Origin of the sequence: Streptomyces sp. GESEQ-35, from assembly GCF_017948485.1 — a bacterium.
Taxonomy (GTDB): Bacteria; Actinomycetota; Actinomycetes; order Streptomycetales; family Streptomycetaceae; genus Streptomyces.
The window spans coordinates 46,508-70,329 of sequence record NZ_JAFFSX010000003.1 but is presented as its reverse complement, the minus strand read 5'-3'; the positions used below and the strand labels follow the sequence as shown (position 1 = coordinate 70,329).

The window sequence follows — 23,822 nt, the reverse complement described above, 5'->3', positions numbered from 1 at the left end:
GAGGCGTCGGGGGAGCGGTCGGTCGCCGCGGGGCGGGACATCGGGAGTGTCTCGACCGGGGACTTCCCCATGCACGTGGAGCGGGCGACGATGCTGCCGGCGGAGGCGTTCGGTATGGCGCCGTGTGCATCCCGGGTGTGCCATCTTCCGTACCGTACAGATCAGTTCGTCGGGCGTGAGCGGCAACTGGGTTTGCTGGACGAGTCCTTCGGTGACACGGGCGGAGTGGTCGTGCACGCCATCCACGGTCTGGGTGGCATCGGCAAGTCGACGCTGGCGGCGCGCTGGGCATCGGAGCGGACGGCGGACTTCAACCCTATCTGGTGGATCACTGCAGAGACGCCCGTCGAGCTGGACGCCGGTCTCGCCGCCCTCGGCCGTGCCCTTCAGCCTGCCCTCGTCGACGTCCTGACGGAGGACGCTTTTAGAGAGCGTACGATCCAGTGGCTCTCCGCCAACGACGGCTGGCTCCTCGTACTCGACAACGTCTCCGCCCCGGCCGACATCAAGCCGCTGCTCGCGCGGGTCACACGCGGACGGTGTCTGATCACCACGCGCCGGGGTGCGACGAGCTGGCGCGGAATCGCGAGGACGGTAGACCTCGATGTACTCGAACCCGCCGAATCCGTAGAGCTGTTCACGAAGATCTACGATGGTGACCGCTACGGCGTCGAGGAGCTGTGCGCCGAACTCGGCTGCCTTCCCTTGGCCATCGACCAGGCTGCCGCGTACTGCAGGGAAGCGGAGATCACTCCGCGCGCCTACCTGGACCTACTCGCCCGGCATCCCGCCGAGATGTACGCCGCCACGGCAGAGGACGGCGACGCGCGGCGCACGCTCGCCCGGGTCTGGCAGGTCACGCTGGATCGGCTGGCCGACTGTCCGCTCGCCGTGGAGATGCTGCGGACCGTTGGCTGGTGGGCGCCGGACGACATTCCTCGGGCGTATCTGGACCATCTCGGTGGTCCGGTGGAAGTGACCGAGGCGATCCGTCGGCTGGCGGCGCACAGCATGGTCAAGGTGCGCGGGGAGCTGTTGTCGGTGCATCGGCTGGTGCAGGCGGTCACTCGGGCCGGGGATCGGGAGACGATGGCCGAGCGCCGGGAAGCGGCCGCAGCTCTGCTGATCGAGGTGTGGCCAACGACCCATCTGTTCGGCGAGGCCGAGCGGTTGTGGGCGGGGCACGCCGACGCGCTCTCGAACTGCATGGACGGTGAGTTCGACACGGAGCGTGTCACCCTGCTCCTCACCATGGCGTCAGGCCACCTCGCGAGAGCCAATCGCGAGCGGAGTGTCGCACTGATCGAACGCGCCCTGGCCGCAGTCGAGCGCAATCCGAGCTGGGAATGCTCGGACATTGTGCGCGGCCAGGTGCTTCCGGTTTACGTCATCAACGGCTACATGAACCGAGCACAGCCGCTCCTGGAAGCAGACCTGGCCCAGAAGAGGGAGAGGCTGGGGGCCTTTCATCCGGAGACGTTCATGGCTCGCCGGATGCTAGCTCTGGCCCTGCAGGGATCTGCCCCCGAGCAGGCAAGAGATCTGAGGCGTTTGATTGTCGAGGATGCCATGACGGCATTGGGAGCGGACCATCCCGTGACGTTCGAGTCCCGCATGGAGCTTCGGAGGGGAGCCTCCAGTGAGCCGTCGGACCGGCAGGTCATCGAGGCCCGGATCGCTGAGGCGGTAAGGATCCTCGGGCAGGACAGCTGGACGGTCACGACACTTGAGCAACAGCTTCTCACCGCGTTGAGGAAGTCGGGTGACCTCGGCGAGGCCGTCGAGCTTGCGGAGAAGGTCGTTGGGAAGTACCGGGCACTCCTGGGTGATCGCGACGCCCAGACGGTGGCGGTGCGCTCCGAGCAGTGCGGGATTCTGGTGGAGGCGGGCGACCTGAGACGTGCTGTCGAGCTGATGCCCGCGCTCACTGCCGATCTGGCGCGGGTGGCGGGCGACACTCCGGAAGCCCGCGACCTTGTCCGTCGCGTCAAGGCCATCTTGCAGCGCATCGCAAAGTGACGGCCCGCCAGGGTGTAGCCCACTACACCCCCCATTCGGGACCGCACTCCCTCCTCCCACCCTCTCGCGACCGGGATCGTTGATCACACAAGGTCAGCCACCCCAAGCGAAGGAAACCGTCATGAAGTCCCTGCTCTCCTCCAAGCCCGCCCTGTGGTTCCTGTTCCTCTTCAACGCCGTCGTCGCCGCGGTCGCACCCTTCGTGGTGGACGGGACGCAGGGGGTGGCGACGGGGATCGGGATGGCGGTCGTGTCCGCCGGGGCGGGTGTCAGTCTGGTGCGGGAGCGGGGGCCGAAGGGTTCCCGAGCGTGATCGTGAGGTGACCCTGCGTATGTTGGGCGGGTCTTGGTCGTCCCCTGTACGTCGGCTGCACGGGCACTAACCGGCGGAAAGCGAGTCTGGAGTCACTTCCACCGCGGCGAACGCGGAGGGAAGCACAAGCCCCCTGACCCGCACTGGAGTTGCGATGACCCGCAAGACCCGTATACGCGCCGCCGTCGTCACCGCCACCGCTGTCGTCGCCGCAGGCACCTTCGCCGCCGGCGCCGCGGTGGCCGGGCCGAAGGAGGCCGCCAAGCCCACCAAGGCGCAGGTCCTTTCGCTGTTCGACGGCTGGAACGCCGCGCTGGAGACCGGTGACCCGGAGACGGTGGCCGACCTGTACGCCAAGGACGCGGTCCTGCTCCCCACCGTCTCCAACAAGATCCGTACCGACCGGGCCGGCATCGTCGACTACTTCGAGCACTTCCTGGCGAACAAGCCGGCCGGGAAGAAGGTCACGTCGGTCGTCAAGGTTCTCGACGACAACTCCGCGATCGACACGGGGGCGTACGACTTCACCCTCACCGACCCGGAGACCGGCGAGCAGCGCGTCGTCGAGGCCCGCTACACCTACGAGTACGAGAAGCAGCGCAACGGCGAGTGGAAGATCGTCAACCACCACTCCTCTGCGATGCCCGAAGGCTGATCTCCACGCTCAGCCCGCCCCCGGGAGCGTCCCGCAGGACCACGGTCCCGCCGTCGTCGGTCACCAGCTGCTTGACGACGGCGAGGCCCAGGCCGGAACCCGCGCGCCCGGTGAGCCCCTGGCCCCGCCAGAAGCGGTCGAAGGCGCGGGACTTCTCCGCGTCCGACATGCCGGGGCCCTCGTCCAGGACGGACAGCACCACCGTGTCGCCCTTCGGTTCCATCCGTACGGTGATCGTGCCGCCGTCCGGCGAGACCTCCAGCGCGTTCGAGAGCACGTTGTCCAGGACCTGGTCCAGATTGCCGGGACTGGCCAGCACAGTCGGCCGGCCGTCGGCACTCCCCCCGAGCGCGACGGTGACTCCGCGCTCGTCGGCGGCCGGTCTCCACACCGCGAGGCGTTCGTTCACGATGTCCCGCAGCGCCAGCGGTTCCGCCGCGGTGACCTTGGCCTCCGCGCGGGCCAGCACCAGCAGGCCGTTGACCAGGCGGCTCATCCGGACCACCTCCGCGGTCGCCTGCTCCACGTCCTCCCGTACGAACTCGTCGTCCACCCCGTCCGCGATGTTGTCCAGCGAGAGCCTGAGCGCCGTGAGCGGAGTGCGGAGTTGGTGGGAGGCGTCCGCGACGAAGATGCGCTGGGATGCGACCAGCGTGTCCAGCCGCTCCGCGCCCTGGTTCAGCGTGCGCGCCAGGGTCTGTGTCTCCGGGGGGCCCGTCACGGGGGAACGGGCCGTCAGGTCGCCGTCGCTGAACTTGCTCGCCATGTCGTTGAGCTGGCGCAGCGGCCGGGTGATCCGCCGGGCCGCCGCGGCGCCGATCACGGCGGCCACGGCGAGGACGGCGACCGCGAGGACCGCGCGGAAGCCCCAGATCGTCCACAGCCGGGTGGTCAGATCGTCGGTCGAGTACACGACGCGTACGGCGCCGACGACCGGGCCCTCGTTGCGGCCGTCACCGGGCACCTTGCTCTCGCGCGCGGGGACGGTGATCACCAGCTCCGGCCCCCAGATGAAGGAGGAGCCCCAGTCGGTCGTGGGTTCGCCCTTCTCCAGGGCCCTGGTCAGGGCCGCGTCCTGCTTCGGCGTCGGCAGGGCGGTGTCGCAGCGCTCGGTCACCTGGACCTCGCCGGGTGTCTGGCCGGCATACGCCTCGGCCATCTCGTCCAGCGCCGCGCACGAGAAGTCGTCGTCGTTGCCGAGCAGCAGGGCCATGGTCTTGGCCTCACGCAGGACGGAATCCGCGGTGTCGTCCCGCAGCTGGTCCGTGAGCGTGAAGGCCACAGGCACCGTGAACAGGGCGATGGCGACGGCGACGAGCAGGACGTAGCTGCGGATGAGCTGGCGGATCATGAGGAGCTGCTACCGCCGTCCCCGATCCCGAGGATCTCCAGGCGGAATCCGACACCCCGTACCGCCTCGATCGTGATCGCGCCCGCCAGCTTGCGGCGCAGCGCGGCCACATGCACGTCCAGTGTCTTCGTCGGCCCGAACCAGTTCGCGTCCCAGACCGCCTCCATGATCTGCTCGCGCGACATCAGCGCGCCGGGCTCCTCGGTGAGGAAGGCCAGCAGGTCGTACTCCTTGGGGGCGAGGGACACCTCCTCGCCGTCCAGCCGGACGCGGACCGCCTTGCGGTCGATCGTCAGACGGGGGCCGTAGCGCTCGGGGCCGGACTCCGACGCGGCCGCAGGGGGCTGGACGCGCCGCATCACCGCCCTTATCCGCGCGATGACCTCCCGTACCCCGAACGGCTTGGACACATAGTCGTCCGCGCCCAGCTCCAGGCCGACCACCCGGTCCGTCTCGTCGCTGCGCGCGCTGATCACGATGATCGGTACGCTGCCGCGCTGGCGCAGCGCCTTGCAGACGTCGAGGCCGTCGGTGTCGGGCAGCCCGAGGTCGAGGAGGACGACGTCGTACGCCCCTTCGTGCGCGAGTGCCGCCCCGCCCGTGGTCACCCACTCCACCTCGAAGCCGTAGCGGATCAGGCCGCGGCGCAGTGATTCCGCCACCGGTTCATCGTCTTCCACCAGAAGTACGCGCACAGGCCGAACCCTAGTGCTTGAAAGTTGATGCACAGCGGCCCCTTGTGACCCGTGGCACTTTTCTGCGTGCCTTTGCCGCGCACCGGGCATGTGCAGTCCGAGAACGAGCGGCCGGACATCTCACCATGCGGTTTTCCGGAGGGGATATTCGGGCGCTCGTTAAACTGAGCCGACACACACGGACTGAGCGAGGAGCGCACGTGGGCCTTGTCGTGCAGAAGTACGGAGGCTCCTCCGTAGCCGATGCCGAGGGCATCAAGCGCGTCGCCAAGCGGATCGTGGAAGCGAAGAAGAACGGCCACCAGGTGGTCGTCGTCGTTTCCGCGATGGGCGACACGACGGACGAGCTGATCGATCTCGCCGGAGAGGTATCCCCGATGCCTGCCGGCCGGGAATTCGACATGCTGCTGACCGCCGGAGAGCGAATCTCCATGGCGCTGCTGGCCATGGCGATCAAAAACCTGGGGCACGAAGCCCAGAGCTTCACCGGCAGCCAGGCAGGCGTCATCACCGACTCGGTCCACAACAAAGCCCGGATCATCGATGTCACGCCCGGTCGTATCCGGACCGCGCTGGACGAGGGCAACATCGCCATCGTCGCCGGGTTCCAGGGCGTCTCCCAGGACAAGAAGGACATCACCACGCTCGGGCGCGGTGGTTCCGACACCACGGCCGTCGCTCTCGCCGCCGCCCTCGACGCCGAGGTCTGCGAGATCTACACCGACGTCGACGGCGTGTTCACCGCCGACCCGCGTGTGGTGAAGAAGGCGAAGAAGATCGACTGGATCTCCTTCGAAGACATGCTGGAGCTGGCCGCGTCCGGCTCGAAGGTGCTGCTCCACCGCTGTGTGGAGTACGCCCGCCGCTACAACATCCCGATCCATGTCCGGTCCAGTTTCAGCGGGCTCCAGGGCACCTGGGTCAGCAGTGAGCCGATTACGCAAGGGGAAAAGACGGTGGAGCAGGCCATCATCTCCGGTGTCGCGCATGACACCTCCGAGGCCAAGATCACGGTTGTCGGCGTGCCGGACAAGCCGGGCGAGGCCGCCGCGATCTTCCGCACGATCTCCGACGCCGAGATCAACATCGACATGATCGTGCAGAACGTGTCCGCCGCCTCCACCGGCCTGACGGACATCTCGTTCACGCTCCCCAAGACCGACGGCCGCAAGGCCATCGACGCCCTGGAGAAGAACAAGCACGGCATCGGCTACGAATCGCTGCGCTACGACGACCAGATCGGCAAGATCTCCCTCGTCGGAGCCGGCATGAAGACCAACCCGGGTGTGACGGCCGACTTCTTCACGGCCCTGTCCGACGCCGGCGTGAACATCGAGCTGATCTCGACCTCCGAGATCCGTATCTCGGTCGTCACCCGCGCCGACGACGTCAAGGAGGCCGTGACCGCCGTGCACAGCGCCTTCGGACTCGACTCCGACAGCGACGAGGCCGTCGTCTACGGAGGCACGGGACGCTGATGGCGGGGACGGGGTCCGTACGACCGACGCTCGCGGTCGTGGGAGCGACCGGAGCCGTCGGCACGGTCATGCTCCAGATCCTGTCGCAGCACGCGGACATCTGGGGCGAGATCCGTCTGATCGCCTCGCCGCGCTCGGCCGGCCGCAAGCTGGCCGTGCGCGGCGAGGAGGTCGAGGTGGTGGCGCTCACCGAGGCGGCCTTCGACGGCGTCGACGTCGCCATGTTCGACGTACCGGACGAGGTCGCCGCAGAGTGGGCGCCCGTCGCCGCCGCCAAGGGCGCGGTGGTGGTGGACAACTCGGGCGCCTTCCGGATGGACTCCGATGTGCCGCTTGTCGTGCCCGAGGTCAACGCGCACGCGGCGCGCGTCAGGCCCCGCGGGATCATCGCCAACCCCAACTGCACGACCCTCTCCATGATCGTGGCCCTGGGCGCGCTGCATGCCGAGTTCGGGCTGCGCGAGCTGGTGGTGTCGTCGTACCAGGCCGTCAGCGGGGCCGGGCGCGCCGGCGTCGAGACACTGCGCCGGCAGCTGTCCCTGGTGGCCGGTACGGAACTGGGGACCCACCCCGGTGATGTACGGCGGGCCGTCGGCGACCTCACCGGGCCGTTCCCGGAGCCGGTCGCGCTGAACGTCGTACCGTGGGCCGGTTCTCTGCGCGAGGACGGCTGGTCGTCGGAGGAGATGAAGGTGCGGGACGAGACCCGCAAGATCCTCGGACTGCCGCAGCTGCCCGTCGCCGTGACCTGCGTACGGGTGCCGGTGCTCACCACGCACTCGCTGACCGTCCATGCCCGCTTCGAGGGCGAGGTCACCGTGCAGGGCGCCCGCGAGATTCTGGCCACGGCACCCGGCGTCGTTCTCTTCGACAACCCGGCCGCCGGGGAGTTCCCCACGCCCGCCGATGTGGTCGGCACGGATCCGACGTGGGTGGGGCGGCTGCGCCGGGCGCTGGACGACCCCACAGCGCTCGAACTCTTTGTCTGCGGGGACAATCTGCGCAAGGGTGCCGCCCTCAACACCGCGCAGATCGCCGAGCTGGTGGCGGCGGAGTTCTCGTGAGGCGTTCCGCTCACAGGAAAATGGCCTGGGCATGGCCGGAATTGTTTGTAGGATTCAAGTACAACATGTGAGCTGGACGATGGTCCGGACCACTTGTACCGGGCCCCATCGGCGTTCGAAGATTTCCTCCCCGTCTTCCGCAACCGTGCGGAGGGCGGGGAGCGTCTTTGCGGTCGCCCTTCCAGGGGCGTGGAGACGCGATGTGGTCGGCGTGGGGACGCCGTGAGCCGAGCGTGGGGACGCTCGGTTCATATGGGACATAGGGGAAGAGCGGGTCGCATGAGGGCTTGTGAGGCACCTTCAGTTGTGCTGCCTGAGGAGAGAACGGCGCCCGGCGTGAACGTGACGCCCGGCACGTACAACCCTCAGAGGGGGTCGCGTGTCCAACTGGCGTGGCAGAGGTACTCGATTTCACAGCGGCGACGCGCGGCACAGCCCTGCGTCCCCGCCGGCCCCGCATGTCCGGCGCGGCCGGCGGCATGCCGGTGATCGCGCCCATGCCCGCAGCGCGACCCACCCGCATACCCGGCCCGCGTGACGGCGCGGACGACGTCGTGGCGGCCGGTACCACGGTCGACCACCTCACCGAGACCTACCGGGCCCACTACCGTTCGCTGCTGGGGCTCGCGGCACTCCTCCTCGACGACACGGCCTCCTGCGAGGACGTCGTCCAGGAGGCGTTCATCCGCGTCCACTCGGCGCGCAAGCGGGTCCGCGACCCGGAGAAGACCCTCGCCTATCTGCGCCAGACGGTCGTGAACCTCTCGCGTTCCGCCCTGCGCCGCCGCATCATCGGCCTGAAGCTGCTGTCGAAGCCGATGCCCGACATGGCGAGCGCCGAGGAAGGCGCGTACGACCTGCTGGAGCGCGACTCGCTCATCAAGGCGATGAAGGGTCTTCAGCGCCGACAGCGCGAGGTCCTCGTCCTGCGCTACTTTGCCGACATGACCGAGGCGCAGGTCGCCGAATCGCTCGGCATATCGCTGGGCTCCGTGAAGGCCTACGGCTCGCGCGGCATCGCGGCGCTGCGGGTCGCGATGGAGGCGCCGGCATGAGTGACGACGACGAGGGACGGCGGCATCTCCGCATCCCTCATGAGCCCTACGAAGCGCGTGAGCCGACAGAGTCGGACCCTCACGAGCCGAAGCAATCGCACGCTGGGAACGGAACTGTGAACCACGGCCCCGACGACCAGAGCCTCCCGGGGCTCGACTCGGACGAGCTGGCACTGCGCAGGATGCTGCACGATGCGGTCCAGGAGGTCGAGCCGCGCGACGGCACGCTGGACCATCTGCGGCGGGCGGTACCCGCACGGCGGGCCCGCAAGCGCCAGGCCCTCGTCGGCATGGCCGCGGCCGCCCTCTTCGTCGGCACCGCGGTCCCGGCCCTCCTGCACGTCTCGAACGTCACCGGCTCCGCCACCAACACCTCCAACGCCGGCCATGCGTCCCAGGCACAGGGCGGCGTGGGACAGGACAAGGGCCCGGACGGCGGCGAGAACACCTCCGGCGGCAGTTCGGGCCAGGGCGAGGACAAGGGCCAGGACGGCGGCAAGAAGGACGACGACACGGACAGCGGCAGCGGGACCGGCGGCCCCGACGCGACGACGGCCGGGGCCGACCCGACGGCGACGACCACGGTGGGCGCGCCCCTGTGCACCGCCGAACAGCTCGGCACCGCCACGCCGACCACCGACGCCCCCGACTCCGCCAACGCGGTCTACGGCACCTTCCGCGTCACCAACATCTCCACCACCGACTGCAAGGTCACCAGTCCCGGCACGGTGAGCATGACCCCCGCGGGCGCCGCCGACGCCACCAAGATCTCCACCCTCCGGCATGTCTCCGGGGACGCCGCGGCCTCGCTGCCCGACCCGTCCCTGGAAGCTCCCGAACTGCTCCTGACGCCCGGCGCGGCGTACGAGGTCAAGTTCGCCTGGGTGCCCTCGGAAACCTGCCCGACCACCGGCGACAGCGACGGCGGCAACACCGGCGAGCCGACGCCCGACCCGACGCCCACGGACGGCACCGGCAGCACGACCGGCACGACCACCGGCACCGACACCGGCACATCCACCCAGCTGGTGACGGAGGACGGCACGGCGGACGGCAGCGTGACCGTGGCGAACACCGCGGAGCCCGGAGCCCCCACGGCCTCGGCGACCGTGTCGGGCGCCTGCGCGGGGTCGGTCTACTGGACGGGCCTGCTGACGGTGTCGTAGGCCGTCGCGGACTATGCCGATACGGGGTCGCGCTCTTCCTCGGCCACCAGGCCCAGCTCCGCGTCCCGGACGAACTCCACCTCGCGCCGCAGCAACCGGAACCACATGAAGACCACGAACCCGGCGAAGACGAACCACTCGCCGGTGTAGCCGAGGTTCTGGAACGCCTTCAGGTCCAGCCCGGTGTCCTGCGCGGCAACCGCCGGCACCGCCTTCATCCCGGCGTCACCGGTGTTGAGCGTGACCCAGGCGTCGTACACGTCGTACGACACGAGGTTCACCAGCGACGCGGCACTGATCGCCGCGGTCTGCCCGGCCGGCAGCCCGCCCTGCGCACTGACCCCGTTCTGGCCGGGCGTCTCGGACGCCTGGAGCGCACCGGTGACGGTGACCTCACCGGAGGGCGCGGCGGGCGCCTTCGCCGAGTCGGCATCGCCCGGCAGCCACCCCCGTACGACGGGCAGTGCCTTGTCCTCGTCCGTGTGCAGCAGCGTCAGCACATAGAAGCCGCTCTTGTCGTCCAGCTCCCGGCCCGGCACCAGCAGCTGCTTGCCGTACCGCCCGGTCGCGGTGACCTGCTCGCCGGAGGTCTCCTTGTCCACGGGCAGCAACTCGGCCAGCGGACGGGCCGCTTCATGCTGGTCCGAGGCGGCCTTCTCCTGCGCGCCGCGGGCACTGTCCACCCGCTCCTCGAACCGGCTCAGCTGCCACGACCCCATGTAGATGCAGAAGGGGATGGCAAGGAGTACGAAGACGTTGATTCCCCACCAGCGGGGGGTCAGCAGGAACCGGTACACGCCCATAACGGTACGGGGCGGGTGGGCGCGGCCGGGCCGCGGGGTGGGCACCCTGGTGGAACCGTCGTGGAGTTATCCACAGGCTGGGGACCTGGCCAGCGAATTGTCACAGGGAGCGGGCAGTATGGAGCCATGACTGAGAGCAACGGGTCCGACTCTCCGGAGCGGAAAGAAGACATGCCGGACTGGGAGAAGCGCTTCCGGGCGCCCCGGGTGTCGCTGCCCGACTGGGCGGAGGACGCACCGGACCGTTCCCTGTTCGTGTCGAACGCGACCGGGACATACGAGTTGTACGCCTGGGACCGCTCGACGGAGGAGCAGCGCCAGGTCACCGACCGGCCGAACGGCACGACGGACGGCGTGCTCTCGCCGGACGGTGCGTGGATCTGGTGGTTCGACGACAAAGACGGTGACGAGTTCGGCGTATGGCGCCGCCAGCCGTTCGGCGGGGGAGCGGACGAGGCTGCCGTCCCCGGTCTCGAGCCGTCCTACCCGGCGGGCCTCGCCCTCGGCCGGGACGGGCGCACGGCGGTCGTGGGCCGCTCCACCGACGAGGACGGTACGACGATCCATCTCGCGCGCGCGGGCGGGGACCCGGTGGAGGTCTACCGGCACCGTGAGTCGGCGGGCGTCGGCGACCTCTCGCACGACGGCTCGCTGATCGCCGTCGAGCACACCGAGCACGGCGACGCGATGCACTCGGCGCTGCGCGTGCTCCGCCCCGACGGCACGGCACTCGCCGAGCTCGACGACACCAAGGGCGGCACCGTCGAGCTGGGCCTGGAGGTGCTGGGCTTCGCGCCGGTCGACGGGGACACCCGGCTGCTCATCGGGCATCAGCGGCGCGGCCGCTGGGAGCCGCTGGTGTGGGACGTGGCGAGCGGCGTGGAGACCGATCTCGCCCTCGACCTGCCCGGTGACGTGAGCGCCGAGTGGTATCCGGACGGCTCCGCGCTGCTCATCGTGCACAGCTTCGAGGCCCGCAGCGAGCTGTTCCGCTACGACCTGGCGTCCCGCGCGCTGGATCAGGTCCCCACCCCGGCGGGCTCCGTCTCCGGCGCGACCGCCCGCCCGGACGGCACCGTGGAGTTCCTGTGGTCGTCGGCCGCCGAGCCGTCCACCGTGCGCTCCACGACGGGCGGTGTCGTCCTGGACCCGCCCGGCATGAAGTCCCCCGGATCGGTGCCGGTGGAGGACGTGTGGGTGGAGGGTCCTGGCGGCCGTATCCACGCCCTGATCCAGAAGCCGGTGGGTGTCACCGGCCCCCTCCCCACCGTCTTCGACATCCACGGCGGCCCGACCTGGCACGACAGCGACTCCTTCGCGGCCGGCCCGGCCGCCTGGGTCGACCACGGGTACGCGGTCGTGCGGGTCAACTACCGCGGTTCGACCGGGTACGGACGCGCGTGGACCGACGCCCTCAAGCACCGGGTCGGGCTGATCGAGCTGGAGGACATCGAGGCGGTGCGTGAGTGGGCGGTCGCCTCGGGGCTGGCGGACCCGGACCGGCTGATCCTCACCGGCGGCTCCTGGGGCGGCTACCTCACCCTGCTCGGCCTCGGCACCCAGCCGGACGCCTGGACGATGGGCATCGCGGCGGTCCCGGTCGCCGACTACGTCACCGCGTACCACGACGAGATGGAAGCCCTGAAGGCCATGGACCGCACCCTGCTCGGCGGCACCCCCGAGGAGGTCCCCGAGCGCTTCGAGGCGTCCTCGCCGATCACCTACGTCGACCAGGCCAAGGCCCCCGTCTACATCTCGGCGGGCGTCAACGACCCGCGGTGCCCGATCCGCCAGATCGACAACTACGTCAAGCGACTTGAGGCCCGCGGCGCGGCTCACGAGGTGTATCGCTACGACGCGGGGCACGGCTCGCTGGTCGTCGACGAGCGGATCAAGCAGGTGCGCCTGGAGCTGGACTTCGCGCGCCGGCACCTCAAGGGCTGACGTCGGGTGACGGCGGGGTCGGGGGCGGCGGCAGCCGTACGACCGCGACCCCGCCGTCCAGATCCACCCGCGTCCGGTGCGGCGGCGCCCCGTCCTCCTCGTCGTCCCGCAGCACGAGCGACGACTGCCGTTCCTTCAGCTCGTGCTGCTTGCCCGCCGGAACCACCACGCCCGGTTTCACGTCTCGCCCCTCGACGAGGCGTAACTGCCCTCCGCATACCGGGCATTGGGCTCACAACAGGGAGAGAACGCATGATCGCCACGCTCGTCTGCTCAGTGGTCGGGCCGCTGCTGTTCCTGGCCGCATGGCGGGACACCCGCATCGTGCGACGGCTGCGCAGGCGCGGCATCACGGTCCCGGGACTCGTCACACGACGGGAGCGCTCGGGGGACCCCGACGGACCGAAGTGGGCGTTCGTGATCGCGTACACCGACCACCGCGGCCTGTACCGCGAGTTCACGCCGCAGGCCCGTGGGGTCGGGCTAGGCCTGCCGGTCGGCCGCCAGGTCCCCGTCCTCTTCATGCCGGACAAGCCCGAAGCGCCACGGGTGGGCACCCGCGCCCACACGGTGATACCGCCGGTCGCGATGGCGATAGGCGGCGCGCTGTTCCTGGGTGTCGGCGCCTTGGCGGCCGTGGCTGGCTGATTCGCGCCGGTCAGCTCAGCGCCCCTTCAGGGGCGCGGGGAACTGCGCGACCAGCCCCCACCGGCCCGCAGATTCACACAGCACCAGCGAAGCCCTTACATCCCCGCAGGCTCCCGACGCCTACGCCCCAACAACTCCGCCAACCCCCTCCGCGTCGCCGCCAGCACCACCCGGTCCTCGGCCTTCAGCACATACCCCTCGTGCAGGTCCCACACGAGCCCGGACGGCCGTCCCTCCCCGTCATCGGCGTTCTCCGGCGCAGACGGGTCGGGCTGGCGCTCGCCGGACGTCGCCGTGTCCAGCGCCAGCACCCGCCACGCCCCCGGCCGGAACGCCTCGCCGACCGTCCTGCCCTCCAGCTGCGGATGCCCGCCCACGTCCACGGCCGCGAACAGCAGCACGCGTCGCTCGACCGGGATCGCGCCCAGGATCTGCCGCCCCATCATGGCGCCGGCGAAGGAGGGCGCGGCGAGATGGGTCACGCTGCGGCTGCGGGTGACGGCGTTCGGGTGGGCGGCGCGCAGGGTGCGGTACACGGCGGTCGCGAAGTCGTCGTCGTAGAGGCGGAGGACGACGCGCAGGTCGGGCCGTACGGAACGGGCGTAGAGCACGGCCTCCAGGTTCGTGGTGTCCGCGCTGGTCACCGCGAGGAGCGCGCTGGAGCGGTGGATCTTGGCGGACTCCAGGACGCCCTCCTGGGTGACGTCCCCGAGGATCACCGGCACGCGCAGCCGGCGCGCGGTCGCAACGCCGCGCGCCTCCGGGTCGGCCTCGACGCACACGACCGGGATACGCAGCTCGTGCAGCCGGGTCAGTACGCGGGTGCCGATCTTGCCGAGGCCGAGCAGCACGACGTGCCCGCCGAGTCCGCGCGGCGGCTTGCGCAGGGCGGAGGCGCTGCGGAAGGTGCCCAGCGCCTCCAGCACGGCGGCCAGCAGCACGGGCAGCAGCAGCAACCCCAGCAGCCCGGAGAGGAGTTGGAGGATCTGGCGGCCGAGGGGCTGGTGCAGGGCGGGTTCGTTGATGGCGAAGAGGTCGAGCAGGGTCTCGTAGGTCGCGTACAGCGGATGCTCGTCGGTGACCACCGTCAGTGCGACCGCGAGCGCGAGCACACACCCCACCAGGCCCGCCAGCGACCACCGCAGCCGCCGCGAGAACAACGACGCGAAGGCCGGTACGACGCCGACCGCGCGCCCGGCGGTCAGCGAAGGACCCGAGTACGACACCTGCTCCAGGACGACGGCTCCGCGCCCGGTGGCGGCCCGTACCGTGGCGTCGTCGGGCAGGAGCTGCGGGCCTTGTTCGTCGGTGTCCGTCGAGTCGTTGTTCGTGGGGGACAGCAGTGCCAGCGTGGCCAGTCCGGGATCGGCGATCCGGCCGCGCCACGGCTGCCGTTCGACCGCCCGCAGCAGCAGCCCGTCCGTCTGTACGACCTTGCTGGTCCCGGCGAGCGCGGTGGCGGCCAGCGCGGGCGCGGCCGTGTCGGCGTCGGACAGGACGGTCGTGGAGGCGTCGGCGCCGATGTCCTCGTCGCCGGTCGCCAACGCGGCCGCCTGGTCGAGGAGTTCCTCGATGTGCTGCCCCAGCCGCCGGTTGTACAGCCGCAGGACGAGCCGCAGCCGGGGGTTGAGCCGGCGGGCGGTGAGGGCGGCGCGGATGTTGGTCTCGTCGTCGTCGTACACGAGCGCCAGCGCCTCGGCCCGGTCCACGCCGGCGTCGGCGAGCACGGCCTCGGTGATCTCGGCCGCCTCCACTACCCGCCCGTTGCCGGCGGGGTCCCCGTTGGCCCGGCTGACCCATCGGTCCAGCAACGCCGCCGAGGCCGCCCGCGCCCGCCCGACCACCGGTGGCCGGACGCTGGTCACCGAGGGTGGCACGACGAGGGTGACCTGCTCGCCGTACACTCCGCGCAGCTCGGCGGCGAGCCGGTGCGCGAGGCCGTCGTCGCCGCACACCACCATGTGCGCGGACGTGCCGCCCGGCTGACCTTGATTCGGAACGCTGCTCCCCACGAGGGGACAGACTGCCTCAATGAGACGCGTGGTTCCAACAACTGGTTGAACGCCTGGCATTGTTCGGCCGTACTAGACGGGAGGGGGGTTCAGCAGCGCCCCTTTAGGGGCGCGGGGAACTGCGCGACAAGCCCCCACCGGCCCGCACACAACGAACCACCTACCCAGCGGAGCGCCCAGCACCGGAGGTACGTCACCCGTGGCCATCACCAAGCCGCCCCCGCCGCGGGCCGCCGCGCCAACGGAAAACCCGGAAGAACCGCAGGCCAGACACCTCAACTCCCCCCTCCTGCTGACCATGCTGCTGGTCCTCGCCGTCCTCGCGCAGGGCCCGATCCGGGGGATGCTCGCCGCGCCGGTGATGCAGAGCTGGATGACGGTGTTCGTGGCCGTCGTCGTACAGGCGCTGCCGTTCCTCGTACTCGGCGTGCTGCTGTCGGCGGCGATCGCGGTGTTCGTCCCGCCGTCGTTCTTCGCCCGCGCGTTGCCGAAGCGACCCGCACTCGCCGTGCCCGTGGCGGGCGCGGCGGGTGCGGTGCTGCCCGGGTGCGAGTGCGCGTCCGTGCCGGTGGCGGGCGCGTTGGTGCGCCGCGGGGTGACTCCGGCCGCGGCGCTGGCGTTTCTGCTCTCCGCCCCGGCGATCAACCCGATCGTCCTCACCGCGACGGCCGTGGCCTTCCCCGGCAACCCCGAAATGGTCCTCGCCCGACTCGTCGCGAGCCTGCTGGTGGCGTGTGCGATGGGCTGGTTGTGGCTGCGGCTCGGCCGGGCCGACTGGCTGCGTCCGCCGGCCCGTTCGTCGTACGACGGTCAGGGCAGGGGCGCGGCGTTCTGGGGGTCGGTCCGGCACGACGTGATGCACGCGGGGGGATTTCTGGTTCTGGGCGCGATGGCGGCGGCGACGCTGAAGTCGGTGGTGCCCGAGACCTGGCTGCGTACGGCGGCCGACAACCCGGTCGTGTCCGTGCTGGCCCTTGCCGTGCTCGCCGTGCTGCTGTCGATCTGCTCGGAGGCGGACGCCTTCGTGGCGGCCTCGCTGACGCAGTTCTCGCTCACCGCCCGGCTGACGTTCCTGGTGGTCGGGCCGATGATCGACCTGAAGCTGTTCGCGATGCAGGCGGGCACCTTCGGCCGCTCCTTCGCCCTGCGCTTCGCGCCCGCCACCTTCGTGCTGGCGGTGCTGATGTCGGTACTGACCGGGGCGGTGCTCCTGTGAACCGGCAGGCCCAGGCGGCCGTACTCTTCCTGCTCGGCGCGACCCTGCTGCACGCGGGCCTGACCGACCTCTACCTGCGCTACGTCAAGGCGGGCCTGCGTCCGATGCTGTTGCTGTCCGGCGTGGTGCTGATCGCGGCGGCGCTGGCGACGGTCTGGTACGAGCGGCGGAAGTCCGACGGACACGCCCATCCCGAACCGCGCGTCTCCTGGCTGCTGGCCCTCCCCGTCCTCGCTCTGATCCTGGTCGCCCCGCCCGCCCTCGGCTCCTACAGCGCCGAACGCACGGGGACGGCGCTTCAACAGCCGTACGGATTCACGAAGTTGCCGCAGGGTGACGGCCCACTGCGCCTCGCCCTGGCCGACTACGCGGGCCGCGCGGTCTACGACAAGGGCCGCTCGCTCGGCGGCCGCCAGCTGAAGATCACCGGCTTTGTCTCGCTGGACCGCGACGGCACGCCCTACCTGGTGCGTATGACCCTCAACTGCTGTGCGGCGGACGCCCAGCCGGTCAAGGTCGGCCTGGCCGGACACATCCCGCCGGTGCTGCAACCGGACACCTGGCTGGAGGTCACCGGCACGTACACCGCCCGCCGGACGCACGACCGGGTCAACGACGGCCCGATCCCGTTCATCGAGGTCAGCGAGGCCCGACCGGTGGCTCAGCCGCGGGATCCGTACGACGAGACATGGAACTCCTGACGGGCCGGCCCAGCCGGACGGGCACGCCGGGGGAGTACAGCACGCTGACCGGGGCGCCGGTCGGGGCGGGCAGCCCGGCCGCCGCGATCAGGTTCTCCTCGCAGTCGATCAGGTCGGCGCGGTGCAGGGGCCAGCTGGGGTGGTCGTTGGGCAGGAACGCGACACCGCGGGGGAACGCGTTGTGCATGCCCCAGCGGGCGGTGAGGAAGTACTCCAACCCGGTTGGTTCCGCTATCGGTTCACCCGCCCGCACGGTGATACGGCTGTAGGCGCCGCGCGGACCCGGCCAGCGGCGGACGCTGTCGTACGAGACGGTGTCGCCGTCGGCGCGCACGCTCATCCGGGACCAGAGATACGGCAGCCGGAAGCCGACACGCCCCATCGCCACCGGCAGCAGCCGCGAGGCGTCCATCGACCGGAACACCACACCACGCCGCCCGTCCGCGCCGACGGAGTACAGCCGTACGTTCGTCTCCGGGAACGACCCGAAGTACGGCACCCCCGGCAGCCGCAGCCACCCCACCTTGTCCATCCGGAACGCGACCAGCCCGACGTACGTCATCCCGTCGTACGTGTCCGGAACGGTGCCCCTCGGCAACAGCCCCGCCACCACGTCCGGTTCGACGGCCCAGTGGATGAAACAGAGGTCGAGCCAGTGCTGGGTGAGCAGCGGGCCGGGTATCGGGACGGGGGCGTCGGGGGTGACGGGGGAGGGCTTCGGCACGGGGCAAGGATGGCAGGGGGGTGCGGGCGCCGGGTCCGCGGGTCTCCGGTCGATGGGTCAGCCGAGGTCGAGGCCGAGTTCGTCGTCGGGACGGCAGAACGGGCACGCCTCCACCTGCGGGTCGATGAGGGCCGCTCGGGCGTCATGGGCGCTGATGCGATGCTTTGTCCCCCCGTGCGGGCAGTCGTCGGTGTGGATGCGTGCAGGCTCGGGACCCATGGCCCGCGGCTGCTGCTCGACGGCGAAGCCCGTCGAGCCGTGTCCGCGGCGGGCGGCCGTGAACGCCGGGAGGGCCGCAGGGCGTTGCTGCCGGGGCCGGGGCTCCGGTGGCCGCTGCCCCTCGGCGCGGGCAAGCGCCGCCTCCACGGCGCCGCGCTGGAGCCGCAAGTAGATGCCGACGGTCTCGTTCTTGGCGATCTGCTCGTCGAGGTAGGCCATGATCGCCCGAAGCCGGGCGGTATCAGGCGGCAGCTCGGACATGGCGTGCCCTGGCCTCGCATCGGAGCCGGGTCATCACCCCCCGCTCCTTCCTCCCCGCCCCAGGCCGCGCAGCTCCGCCCACGCCGCCGAGGTCCGGCCGCGCTCTCTCCAGTACGGATGGAAGAGCACCGCGGTCGACAGCCGGTACAGCCGACGGCGCAGATCAGCGCGGGGCCGTTCGGCGAGGAGCCGGTACGTCGCGTGCCACTCCTGCTGCGCCTGGGCGAGGTCGTCGGGGATCGGTCGCATCACCAGATTCAATCATGTGTTCGATTCTTTGCGCTTGCCGTGACGCTCGTCGGCCGAAGGTTTCTGTCAACGGCGGCGCAGGGCCGGGTCGAGCAGTGCGGGCGGGGTGTCGAACTTCTCGTGCGCGGCGAGATCGGTGCCCGGCGCGACGATCGCATCGATCGCGTCGAGTACGTCGGCGGAGAGCGCGGTGTCCGCGGCGGCGAGCTGTGAGTGCAGATGGTCCGTCGTGCGGGGGCCGACGAGCGCGCTGGTCACGGCAGGATGCGCGGTCACGAATCCGAGCGCGAGCTGGATCATGGTGAGACCGGCCTCGGCGGCGACCTCGGCCAGCTGCTCGACGGCGTCGAGCCTGGCCCGGTTGGACGGGATGGTGAGGTCGAAGCGCTGCGGCATGAACGTCGAGCGGCTGGTGGTGATGGACCGGCCCTCGCGGACCGCACCCGACAGCCAGCCCGAGGCCAGCGGGCTCCACGCCAGCACGCCCATCCCGTACTCCTCGGTCACGGGCAGTACATGGCTCTCGATGCCGCGCTGAAGGATCGAGTAGCTGGGCTGTTCGGTGACGTAACGGCCCAGGTGGCGCTCGTGGGCGGTCCACTGGGCCTGCACGATGCGGTAGGCGGGGAAGGTCGAGGAGCCGAAGTAACGGATCTTTCCCGCGCGTTGCAGGTCGGTCAGTGCCGACAGCGTCTCCTCGTCGCTGGTCTGCGGGTCCCAGCGGTGGATCTGGTAGAGGTCGACGTGGTCGACGCCGAGGCGGCGCAGGCTGTCGTCCAGCGCGGTGACCAGCCAGCGGCGCGAGCCGCCCTGATGGTTGCGCTCGTCGCCCATGGGCATCTGCGCCTTCGTGGCGAGCACGATGTCGTCGCGGCGGCCGGCGATGGCCTTGCCGACCATCCTCTCCGACTCGCCCTGGCTGTACGCGTCGGCCGTGTCGATGACGTTGATCCCGCCTTCGAGGGCGGCGTCGACGATGGCGGTGGCCTCGTCCTGGGTGGTGCGCCCGATCGCGCCGAAGTTCATCGCGCCGAGCGCGAGGGAGCTGACCTGCACACCGGTGCGGCCCAAGGTGCGGTACTGCATGGCCGTGTTCCTCCATTGCTCTGGCATCATGGGTAAACGGAACATTGTTCCGGTAGCGACGATACGGAACGCTGTTCCGTTTAGCAAGCCTGACGGCGGAGGAGCGGCGCGGTGAACGACGGCGACGAAAATGCGGGGCGCGCGGCCCGGTCCAAGCGGGCGGACGCCCGACGCAACAAGGAGACGCTGCTCGACGCGGCCGCCGCGGTCTTCGTCACGTCGGGCGTGGGAGCGCCGGTACGCGACATCGCGGCCGAGGCCGGCGTCGGGGTGGGCACGATCTACCGCCACTTCCCCACCCGGGCGGATCTCATCATCGCCGTCTACCGGCACCAGGTGGACGCCTGCGCCGAGGCCGGCCCGGCCCTGCTGGCGACCGGCGCGACCCCGCACGCCGCACTGGGGCAGTGGATCGACCTCTTCGTCGACTTCCTGGTCACCAAGCACGGACTCGCCGCCGTGCTTCAGTCCGACGACGCCGGCTTCGACACGCTGCACCGCTACTTCCTCGACCGCCTCGTGCCCGTGTGCACCCAACTGCTCGAAGCCGCGGCCGCGGCCGGCGAGATCCGCACCGACGTGGACGCCTACGCAGTCATGCGCGGCGTCGGTAACCTCTGCATCGGCGCGGACAGCGACCCCCGCTACGACGCACGCCGACTGGTGGAACTCCTCGTCGCAGGCCTCCGCCGACCGCACTGACCAGTGCCCTCGCACCCCGGACAGGAGAGCCATGACCAGCAGTGGACCCGACCTGGAGATCGGCGCGTCCGAGCCGGAGCTCATCAATCTCGACCCGGCGACGACGGCGGCCGTCCGCCGCGTCATCGCGATGGCCGAACTGCGGGACTTCTTCGACACGTCCTTCCGCGTCCTGGCCGACACCATCGCCACTCAGCGGGTCGCCATTGTGGGCCCCGCCTTCTGCGTCTACCACGGAACACCGGGGCAGACCCAGGACCTCGAGGTCGGATTCGTGACGGACCGGCCCGTCCACGCGGTGGGTGACGTCGTCGTCGGTTCGCTTCCCGGGGGCAATGTGGCCCGGCTGACGCACTTCGGATCGTTCGACGGTCTCGAATCCTCCTGGCAGCGCCTACAGTCCTGGCTGGAGGGCCGGGGGCTGTCCGGCTCAGACGTCAGGTGGGAGTGCTACGTCACCCAGCCCACCCCGGACATGGACCCCCGTGACCTGCGCACCGAGCTCAACTGGCCGGTGACGGACTGACGGCGACCGGCTACCCGAAGAGCCCCAGTGCCGCGTCCACAGACCACGACTGCCACCCCATCGCGAACAGGGTGACCAGCGAGATCAGGGCCATCATGAGGTTCTGCCCCTGCTCGGCCCAGTCGTGGATCATCAGGACGAGATAGACCAGGTTGAGTATGAGGCCGCCGACGAGGGCGACCGGCGTGAGGAAGCCGATGACGAGCCCGAGTCCGAGGGCGAGTTCCGCGTAGGCGACGACGTACGCCATCAGGCGCGGGCGGGGTCGGACGATGCGGTCGAAGCCCAGCCGGACGAATCCCCACCGGTGTTCCGCCGCGATACCGGCCGCCCATCGGATGCCGCCGCCGGCGAACCAGTCCCGCTTGTCCTTGTGCCGCCAGCTCTCCAGCCACCACAGGCCGAGACCGACACGGAGGACTGCGAACCACTCGGCGCCGCTGAGCCAGATGCTCTGCACATGGACCTCCCACCCGGTAACCCGGTCAGGGCGCCGGTTCCCGTGCCGCCGTTCCCTTGCTGCCGTGAGAAGGCTGCCCTAACCTCTAAATCTGATGGATCGTCAGATTAGGGGTACAGCGTGAGCGATACCAGGGATCTGCCCAAGGTCATCAGCGTGGACGATCACGTGATCGAGCCCGCGCACCTCTTCGAGACGTGGCTCCCGGCCAAGTACCGGGACAAGGGCCCCAAGCCCTTCACCGCCGGTATCGGCGATCTCGCGTACGTCGGCGGGAAGTACCGGTTCACGACGGATCCGGACGGCCAGATCACCGACTGGTGGGAGTACGAGGGCGAGTTCTTCCCGTACAAGCGCATCATCGCGGCCGTCGGCTTCTCCCGGGACGAGATGACGCTCGACGGGATCACGCGGGAGCAGATGCGGCGGGGCTGCTGGGATCCGAAGGCCCGGCTGGAGGACATGGACCTCAATCACGTCGAGGCCTCGCTCTGCTTCCCGACCTTCCCCCGCTTCTGCGGGCAGACCTTCGCCGAGGCCAAGGACAAGGAGGTCGGCCTCGCCTGTGTGCGCGCCTACAACGACTGGATGGTCGAGGAGTGGTGCGGGGACAGCGGCGGCCGGCTGATCCCGCTGTGCCTCATCCCGCTGTGGGACATCGAGTTGGCCGTCGCGGAGATCCGCCGCAATGCCGCCCGGGGCGTGCGCGCCGTCACCTTCAGCGAGATCCCGACCTATCTCGGGCTCCCCTCCATCCACTCCGGCTACTGGGACCCGTTCTTCGCTGCCTGCGAGGAGACCGGGACCGTGGTCAACATGCACATCGGGTCGTCCTCGCAGATGCCGGCCGCGTCACCCGACGCTCCCCCCGCCGTGCAGGCCTCCCTCAGCTTCAACAACGCCATGGCGTCGATGATGGACTTCCTGTTCAGCGGCGTGCTGGTGAAGTTCCCCCGGCTCAAACTCGCGTACAGCGAAGGGCAGATGGGCTGGATCCCGTATGCCCTGGAGCGCGCGGACGACGTGTGGGAGGAGCACCGGGCGTGGGGTGGCGTCCGGGATCTGATTCCGGAGCCGCCGTCGACGTACTACTACCGGCAGATCTTCTGCTGCTTCTTCCGCGACCGGCACGGCATCGAGGCCATCGAGACCGTCGGCGTCAACAACGCGACCTTCGAGACGGACTACCCGCACGTCGACTCGACCTGGCCCGAGACGAAGAAGGTGGCGGCCGAGCATGTCGCCGGTCTCTCCGACGACGTGACCTACAAGCTGCTGCGCGGGAATGCCATCCGGATGCTTCAGCTGCCGTTCGACCAGGAGAGGCGGGCGTAGGGGCCCGCCCTGTGGGGAACGGAAAGGGGCATGAAGGTCTCCGTCGACCCCAACCGCTGTTACGGCTCCGGCGATTGCGTCTACCGGGTGCCGTCCGTCTTCACCGTGGAGGACGGCTTCGGTGCCGTCATACCGGGTCGCGAGGACGCCGGTGACGATCCGCAGGTTCGGGAGGCGGCGGAGGGGTGCCCGTCCCAGGCCATCGTCATCTCCGATTAGTTGGAGAGTTCCTCGGCATCGATGCGCGAGAAGACCAGCTCCGTCTCGCCGACGATCGGCCCCCGCCACCGCACCGGCGGGGAGGGGCTGCGCAGGGCGTCGGGGTAGCTCTGCGGCTTGTAGTCGTTGGGGAGTCGGTAGGTGTGGAAGCCGTGGCTGCGCATGGTTTCCATCAGCTCCTCTACGGAGTCGCCCAGTTGGGCCATCCGTTCGGGAGTGACCTCCACGGCGATCTCCGCGTCGTCCCGGAGCCGGTCGAGGACGGGAGCCAGCCCTCGTACGACGCTGCCCTCCGCCCCCTCGACGTCGATCTTGAGCACGCGGGCCCTGGCGAGGTCGTCCGGGTCGAGGAGTTCGGAGAGCGGCCGGGCCTCCGCCTCGAAGGTCGACTCCGCCGGGCCGTCGTACGGGACGATGGAGTTCGCGCCCATGTTGCGGGAGCTGGCCAGGACGAACGTGAGCGTCCTGCGGCTGTCGGAGACCGCGGCGTTCACGGTGCGGACGTTGGTGCAGCCGTTGAGCGTGAGCTGCTGCCGCATCCTGTCGTGGAAGGCGGGGGACGCCTCCACGGCCACGACCCGGCCCGTGTCGCCGACGAGCCGGGAGCCGAGGACCGCGAAGTAGCCCACGTTGGCGCCGACATCGACGAAGGTGTCGCCCGGTCGCAGCCGGCCCCGGAGCCACGCCGTCATATGCGGCTCCCACACCCCGAACAGATAGATGTAGCGCTGGATGAGGTCCTGCGTGTCGACCGCGAACCGGGCGCCGAACCGGGTCTCCGCGACCCGGCACCGCGGATGATCACGCAGCTGGGAGTTGAGGTACCGCGCGGCCAGCGGCGCCTTGCCGAGCGGCACCGGGGCGTCGCGCACATACCGGCGGCCCAGGGTGACCAGGGCCTCGGTGAAGCCGGTACTCATC

At 70.2% G+C, this 23,822-nt stretch carries 25 protein-coding genes and 1 pseudogene; 15 read left to right on the top strand and 11 right to left on the bottom strand.

What is annotated here, in order from left to right; translation table 11 throughout:
* Nucleotides 1–69 precede the first annotated feature (69 nt).
* The 3 genes from KCH87_RS07280 (at nt 70) to KCH87_RS07270 (ending at nt 2,987) form a co-directional block, all read left to right on the top strand.
* A complete protein-coding gene (locus KCH87_RS07280) occupies nt 70–2,019 on the top strand; it encodes an NB-ARC domain-containing protein (protein ID WP_210585076.1) in 1,950 nt (649 codons plus the stop codon).
* Between the two features lie 121 nt (nt 2,020–2,140).
* Complete coding sequence (locus KCH87_RS07275) at nt 2,141–2,332, top strand: hypothetical protein (protein WP_210585075.1); 192 nt, start codon at nt 2,141–2,143, stop codon at nt 2,330–2,332.
* 154 nt (nt 2,333–2,486) lie between these two features.
* Nucleotides 2,487–2,987 carry an SgcJ/EcaC family oxidoreductase gene (locus tag KCH87_RS07270; protein ID WP_210585074.1) on the top strand — a complete coding sequence of 167 codons (501 nt, stop codon included), beginning with the start codon at nt 2,487–2,489 and terminating at the stop codon, nt 2,985–2,987.
* Here KCH87_RS07270 and KCH87_RS07265 read toward each other — a convergent pair.
* A complete protein-coding gene (locus tag KCH87_RS07265; protein ID WP_210585073.1) occupies nt 2,953–4,338 on the bottom strand; it encodes a HAMP domain-containing sensor histidine kinase in 1,386 nt (461 codons plus the stop codon). The two genes, KCH87_RS07270 and KCH87_RS07265, sit on opposite strands and share 35 nt — an antisense overlap.
* On the bottom strand, nt 4,335–5,033 hold the full coding sequence (locus tag KCH87_RS07260; RefSeq protein ID WP_210585072.1) for a response regulator transcription factor: 699 nt from the start codon (nt 5,031–5,033) through the stop codon (nt 4,335–4,337). Before KCH87_RS07260 ends, KCH87_RS07265 begins: the two co-directional genes overlap by 4 nt.
* A gap of 200 nt (nt 5,034–5,233) precedes the next feature.
* Between KCH87_RS07260 and KCH87_RS07255 the strand changes: the two genes are divergently transcribed.
* The 4 genes from KCH87_RS07255 (at nt 5,234) to KCH87_RS07240 (ending at nt 9,796) form a co-directional block, all read left to right on the top strand.
* Nucleotides 5,234–6,511 carry an aspartate kinase gene (locus tag KCH87_RS07255; protein WP_210585071.1) on the top strand — a complete coding sequence of 426 codons (1,278 nt, stop codon included), beginning with the start codon at nt 5,234–5,236 and terminating at the stop codon, nt 6,509–6,511.
* The gene (locus KCH87_RS07250) at nt 6,511–7,575 is read left to right on the top strand and encodes an aspartate-semialdehyde dehydrogenase (RefSeq protein WP_210585070.1); all 1,065 of its coding nucleotides are present in this window, start codon (nt 6,511–6,513) and stop codon (nt 7,573–7,575) included. The genes KCH87_RS07255 and KCH87_RS07250 overlap by 1 nt, the downstream gene beginning before the upstream one ends.
* A gap of 458 nt (nt 7,576–8,033) precedes the next feature.
* Nucleotides 8,034–8,630 carry a SigE family RNA polymerase sigma factor gene (locus tag KCH87_RS07245; protein WP_210585462.1) on the top strand — a complete coding sequence of 199 codons (597 nt, stop codon included), beginning with the start codon at nt 8,034–8,036 and terminating at the stop codon, nt 8,628–8,630.
* 116 nt (nt 8,631–8,746) lie between these two features.
* Entirely contained in the window at nt 8,747–9,796 is a 1,050-nt protein-coding gene (locus KCH87_RS07240; protein ID WP_210585069.1) for a hypothetical protein, read from the top strand.
* Between the two features lie 11 nt (nt 9,797–9,807).
* On the opposite strand, the gene KCH87_RS07235 is transcribed toward KCH87_RS07240, so the two are convergent.
* On the bottom strand, nt 9,808–10,593 hold the full coding sequence (locus KCH87_RS07235; RefSeq protein WP_210585068.1) for an SURF1 family protein: 786 nt from the start codon (nt 10,591–10,593) through the stop codon (nt 9,808–9,810).
* A 132-nt stretch (nt 10,594–10,725) separates the two neighbouring features.
* Between KCH87_RS07235 and KCH87_RS07230 the strand changes: the two genes are divergently transcribed.
* On the top strand, nt 10,726–12,543 hold the full coding sequence (locus KCH87_RS07230) for a prolyl oligopeptidase family serine peptidase (RefSeq protein WP_210585067.1): 1,818 nt from the start codon (nt 10,726–10,728) through the stop codon (nt 12,541–12,543).
* On the opposite strand, the pseudogene KCH87_RS07225 reads toward KCH87_RS07230, so the two are convergent.
* Nucleotides 12,533–12,697: pseudogene (locus KCH87_RS07225) on the bottom strand (DUF6191 domain-containing protein); the annotation flags it as partial. The gene KCH87_RS07230 and the pseudogene KCH87_RS07225 sit on opposite strands and share 11 nt — an antisense overlap.
* A 98-nt stretch (nt 12,698–12,795) precedes the next feature.
* On the opposite strand from KCH87_RS07225, the gene KCH87_RS07220 reads away from it, so the two are divergent.
* Nucleotides 12,796–13,191 carry a DUF3592 domain-containing protein gene (locus KCH87_RS07220; RefSeq protein WP_210585066.1) on the top strand — a complete coding sequence of 132 codons (396 nt, stop codon included), beginning with the start codon at nt 12,796–12,798 and terminating at the stop codon, nt 13,189–13,191.
* A 95-nt stretch (nt 13,192–13,286) separates the two neighbouring features.
* Here the strand turns inward: KCH87_RS07220 and KCH87_RS07215 are convergent, their stop codons facing one another.
* Nucleotides 13,287–15,152 (bottom strand): NAD-binding protein, encoded by a 1,866-nt coding sequence (locus KCH87_RS07215; RefSeq protein ID WP_210585461.1) that lies wholly within the window; start codon nt 15,150–15,152, stop codon nt 13,287–13,289.
* 250 nt (nt 15,153–15,402) lie between these two features.
* Here KCH87_RS07215 and KCH87_RS07210 point away from each other — a divergent pair, with 250 nt between their 5' ends.
* Both KCH87_RS07210 and KCH87_RS07205 read left to right on the top strand, forming a co-directional pair.
* Nucleotides 15,403–16,419, top strand: coding sequence for a permease (locus KCH87_RS07210; protein ID WP_374198972.1), 1,017 nt, complete (start codon nt 15,403–15,405; stop codon nt 16,417–16,419).
* The gene (locus tag KCH87_RS07205; RefSeq protein ID WP_210585065.1) at nt 16,416–17,120 is read left to right on the top strand and encodes a TIGR03943 family protein; all 705 of its coding nucleotides are present in this window, start codon (nt 16,416–16,418) and stop codon (nt 17,118–17,120) included. Before KCH87_RS07210 ends, KCH87_RS07205 begins: the two co-directional genes overlap by 4 nt.
* On the opposite strand, the gene KCH87_RS07200 is transcribed toward KCH87_RS07205, so the two are convergent.
* The 4 genes from KCH87_RS07200 to KCH87_RS07185 form a co-directional block, all read right to left on the bottom strand.
* Nucleotides 17,059–17,844 (bottom strand): YqjF family protein, encoded by a 786-nt coding sequence (locus tag KCH87_RS07200; RefSeq protein ID WP_210585064.1) that lies wholly within the window; start codon nt 17,842–17,844, stop codon nt 17,059–17,061. The genes KCH87_RS07205 and KCH87_RS07200 overlap by 62 nt on opposite strands.
* A gap of 57 nt (nt 17,845–17,901) precedes the next feature.
* The gene (locus tag KCH87_RS07195; protein WP_210585063.1) at nt 17,902–18,324 is read right to left on the bottom strand and encodes a DUF6233 domain-containing protein; all 423 of its coding nucleotides are present in this window, start codon (nt 18,322–18,324) and stop codon (nt 17,902–17,904) included.
* A gap of 33 nt (nt 18,325–18,357) precedes the next feature.
* On the bottom strand, nt 18,358–18,573 hold the full coding sequence (locus KCH87_RS07190; RefSeq protein ID WP_210585062.1) for a hypothetical protein: 216 nt from the start codon (nt 18,571–18,573) through the stop codon (nt 18,358–18,360).
* A 66-nt stretch (nt 18,574–18,639) separates the two neighbouring features.
* Nucleotides 18,640–19,659, bottom strand: a complete 1,020-nt coding sequence (locus tag KCH87_RS07185) for an aldo/keto reductase (RefSeq protein ID WP_210585061.1) — start codon at nt 19,657–19,659, stop codon at nt 18,640–18,642.
* Between the two features lie 111 nt (nt 19,660–19,770).
* Between KCH87_RS07185 and KCH87_RS07180 the strand changes: the two genes are divergently transcribed.
* Together KCH87_RS07180 and KCH87_RS07175 are read left to right on the top strand one after the other, a co-directional pair.
* Nucleotides 19,771–20,361: a TetR/AcrR family transcriptional regulator gene (locus tag KCH87_RS07180; protein WP_210585060.1), complete on the top strand. Its 591-nt coding sequence runs from the start codon at nt 19,771–19,773 to the stop codon at nt 20,359–20,361.
* Between the two features lie 31 nt (nt 20,362–20,392).
* Nucleotides 20,393–20,887: a GyrI-like domain-containing protein gene (locus tag KCH87_RS07175; protein WP_210585059.1), complete on the top strand. Its 495-nt coding sequence runs from the start codon at nt 20,393–20,395 to the stop codon at nt 20,885–20,887.
* A 10-nt stretch (nt 20,888–20,897) separates the two neighbouring features.
* Here the strand turns inward: KCH87_RS07175 and KCH87_RS07170 are convergent, their stop codons facing one another.
* On the bottom strand, nt 20,898–21,347 hold the full coding sequence (locus tag KCH87_RS07170; protein ID WP_210585058.1) for a DoxX family protein: 450 nt from the start codon (nt 21,345–21,347) through the stop codon (nt 20,898–20,900).
* A 120-nt stretch (nt 21,348–21,467) separates the two neighbouring features.
* Between KCH87_RS07170 and KCH87_RS07165 the strand changes: the two genes are divergently transcribed.
* Both KCH87_RS07165 and KCH87_RS07160 read left to right on the top strand, forming a co-directional pair.
* Nucleotides 21,468–22,682: an amidohydrolase family protein gene (locus KCH87_RS07165; protein ID WP_210585057.1), complete on the top strand. Its 1,215-nt coding sequence runs from the start codon at nt 21,468–21,470 to the stop codon at nt 22,680–22,682.
* A 30-nt stretch (nt 22,683–22,712) separates the two neighbouring features.
* Nucleotides 22,713–22,901 (top strand): ferredoxin, encoded by a 189-nt coding sequence (locus KCH87_RS07160; RefSeq protein WP_210585056.1) that lies wholly within the window; start codon nt 22,713–22,715, stop codon nt 22,899–22,901.
* On the opposite strand, the gene KCH87_RS07155 is transcribed toward KCH87_RS07160, so the two are convergent.
* The gene (locus KCH87_RS07155) at nt 22,898–23,821 is read right to left on the bottom strand and encodes an FkbM family methyltransferase (RefSeq protein ID WP_210585055.1); all 924 of its coding nucleotides are present in this window, start codon (nt 23,819–23,821) and stop codon (nt 22,898–22,900) included. The two genes, KCH87_RS07160 and KCH87_RS07155, sit on opposite strands and share 4 nt — an antisense overlap.
* Nucleotide 23,822 lies beyond the last annotated feature (1 nt).

Bases quoted from the DNA above. Each gene is read 5' to 3' on its own strand.
- KCH87_RS07215 (WP_210585461.1), bottom strand. From the start codon at position 15,152: ATGGTGGTGTGCGGCGACGACGGCCTCGCGCACCGGCTCGCCGCCGAG.
- KCH87_RS07155 (WP_210585055.1), bottom strand. From the start codon at position 23,821: ATGAGTACCGGCTTCACCGAGGCCCTGGTCACCCTGGGCCGCCGGTAT.
- KCH87_RS07195 (WP_210585063.1), bottom strand. From the start codon at position 18,324: ATGTCCGAGCTGCCGCCTGATACCGCCCGGCTTCGGGCGATCATGGCC.
- KCH87_RS07175 (WP_210585059.1), top strand. From the start codon at position 20,393: ATGACCAGCAGTGGACCCGACCTGGAGATCGGCGCGTCCGAGCCGGAG.
- KCH87_RS07280 (WP_210585076.1), top strand. From the start codon at position 70: ATGCACGTGGAGCGGGCGACGATGCTGCCGGCGGAGGCGTTCGGTATG.
- KCH87_RS07270 (WP_210585074.1), top strand. From the start codon at position 2,487: ATGACCCGCAAGACCCGTATACGCGCCGCCGTCGTCACCGCCACCGCT.
- KCH87_RS07220 (WP_210585066.1), top strand. From the start codon at position 12,796: ATGATCGCCACGCTCGTCTGCTCAGTGGTCGGGCCGCTGCTGTTCCTG.
- KCH87_RS07160 (WP_210585056.1), top strand. From the start codon at position 22,713: ATGAAGGTCTCCGTCGACCCCAACCGCTGTTACGGCTCCGGCGATTGC.
- KCH87_RS07250 (WP_210585070.1), top strand. From the start codon at position 6,511: ATGGCGGGGACGGGGTCCGTACGACCGACGCTCGCGGTCGTGGGAGCG.
- KCH87_RS07265 (WP_210585073.1), bottom strand. From the start codon at position 4,338: ATGATCCGCCAGCTCATCCGCAGCTACGTCCTGCTCGTCGCCGTCGCC.
- KCH87_RS07245 (WP_210585462.1), top strand. From the start codon at position 8,034: ATGTCCGGCGCGGCCGGCGGCATGCCGGTGATCGCGCCCATGCCCGCA.
- KCH87_RS07230 (WP_210585067.1), top strand. From the start codon at position 10,726: ATGACTGAGAGCAACGGGTCCGACTCTCCGGAGCGGAAAGAAGACATG.
- KCH87_RS07190 (WP_210585062.1), bottom strand. From the start codon at position 18,573: ATGCGACCGATCCCCGACGACCTCGCCCAGGCGCAGCAGGAGTGGCAC.
- KCH87_RS07275 (WP_210585075.1), top strand. From the start codon at position 2,141: ATGAAGTCCCTGCTCTCCTCCAAGCCCGCCCTGTGGTTCCTGTTCCTC.
- KCH87_RS07185 (WP_210585061.1), bottom strand. From the start codon at position 19,659: ATGCAGTACCGCACCTTGGGCCGCACCGGTGTGCAGGTCAGCTCCCTC.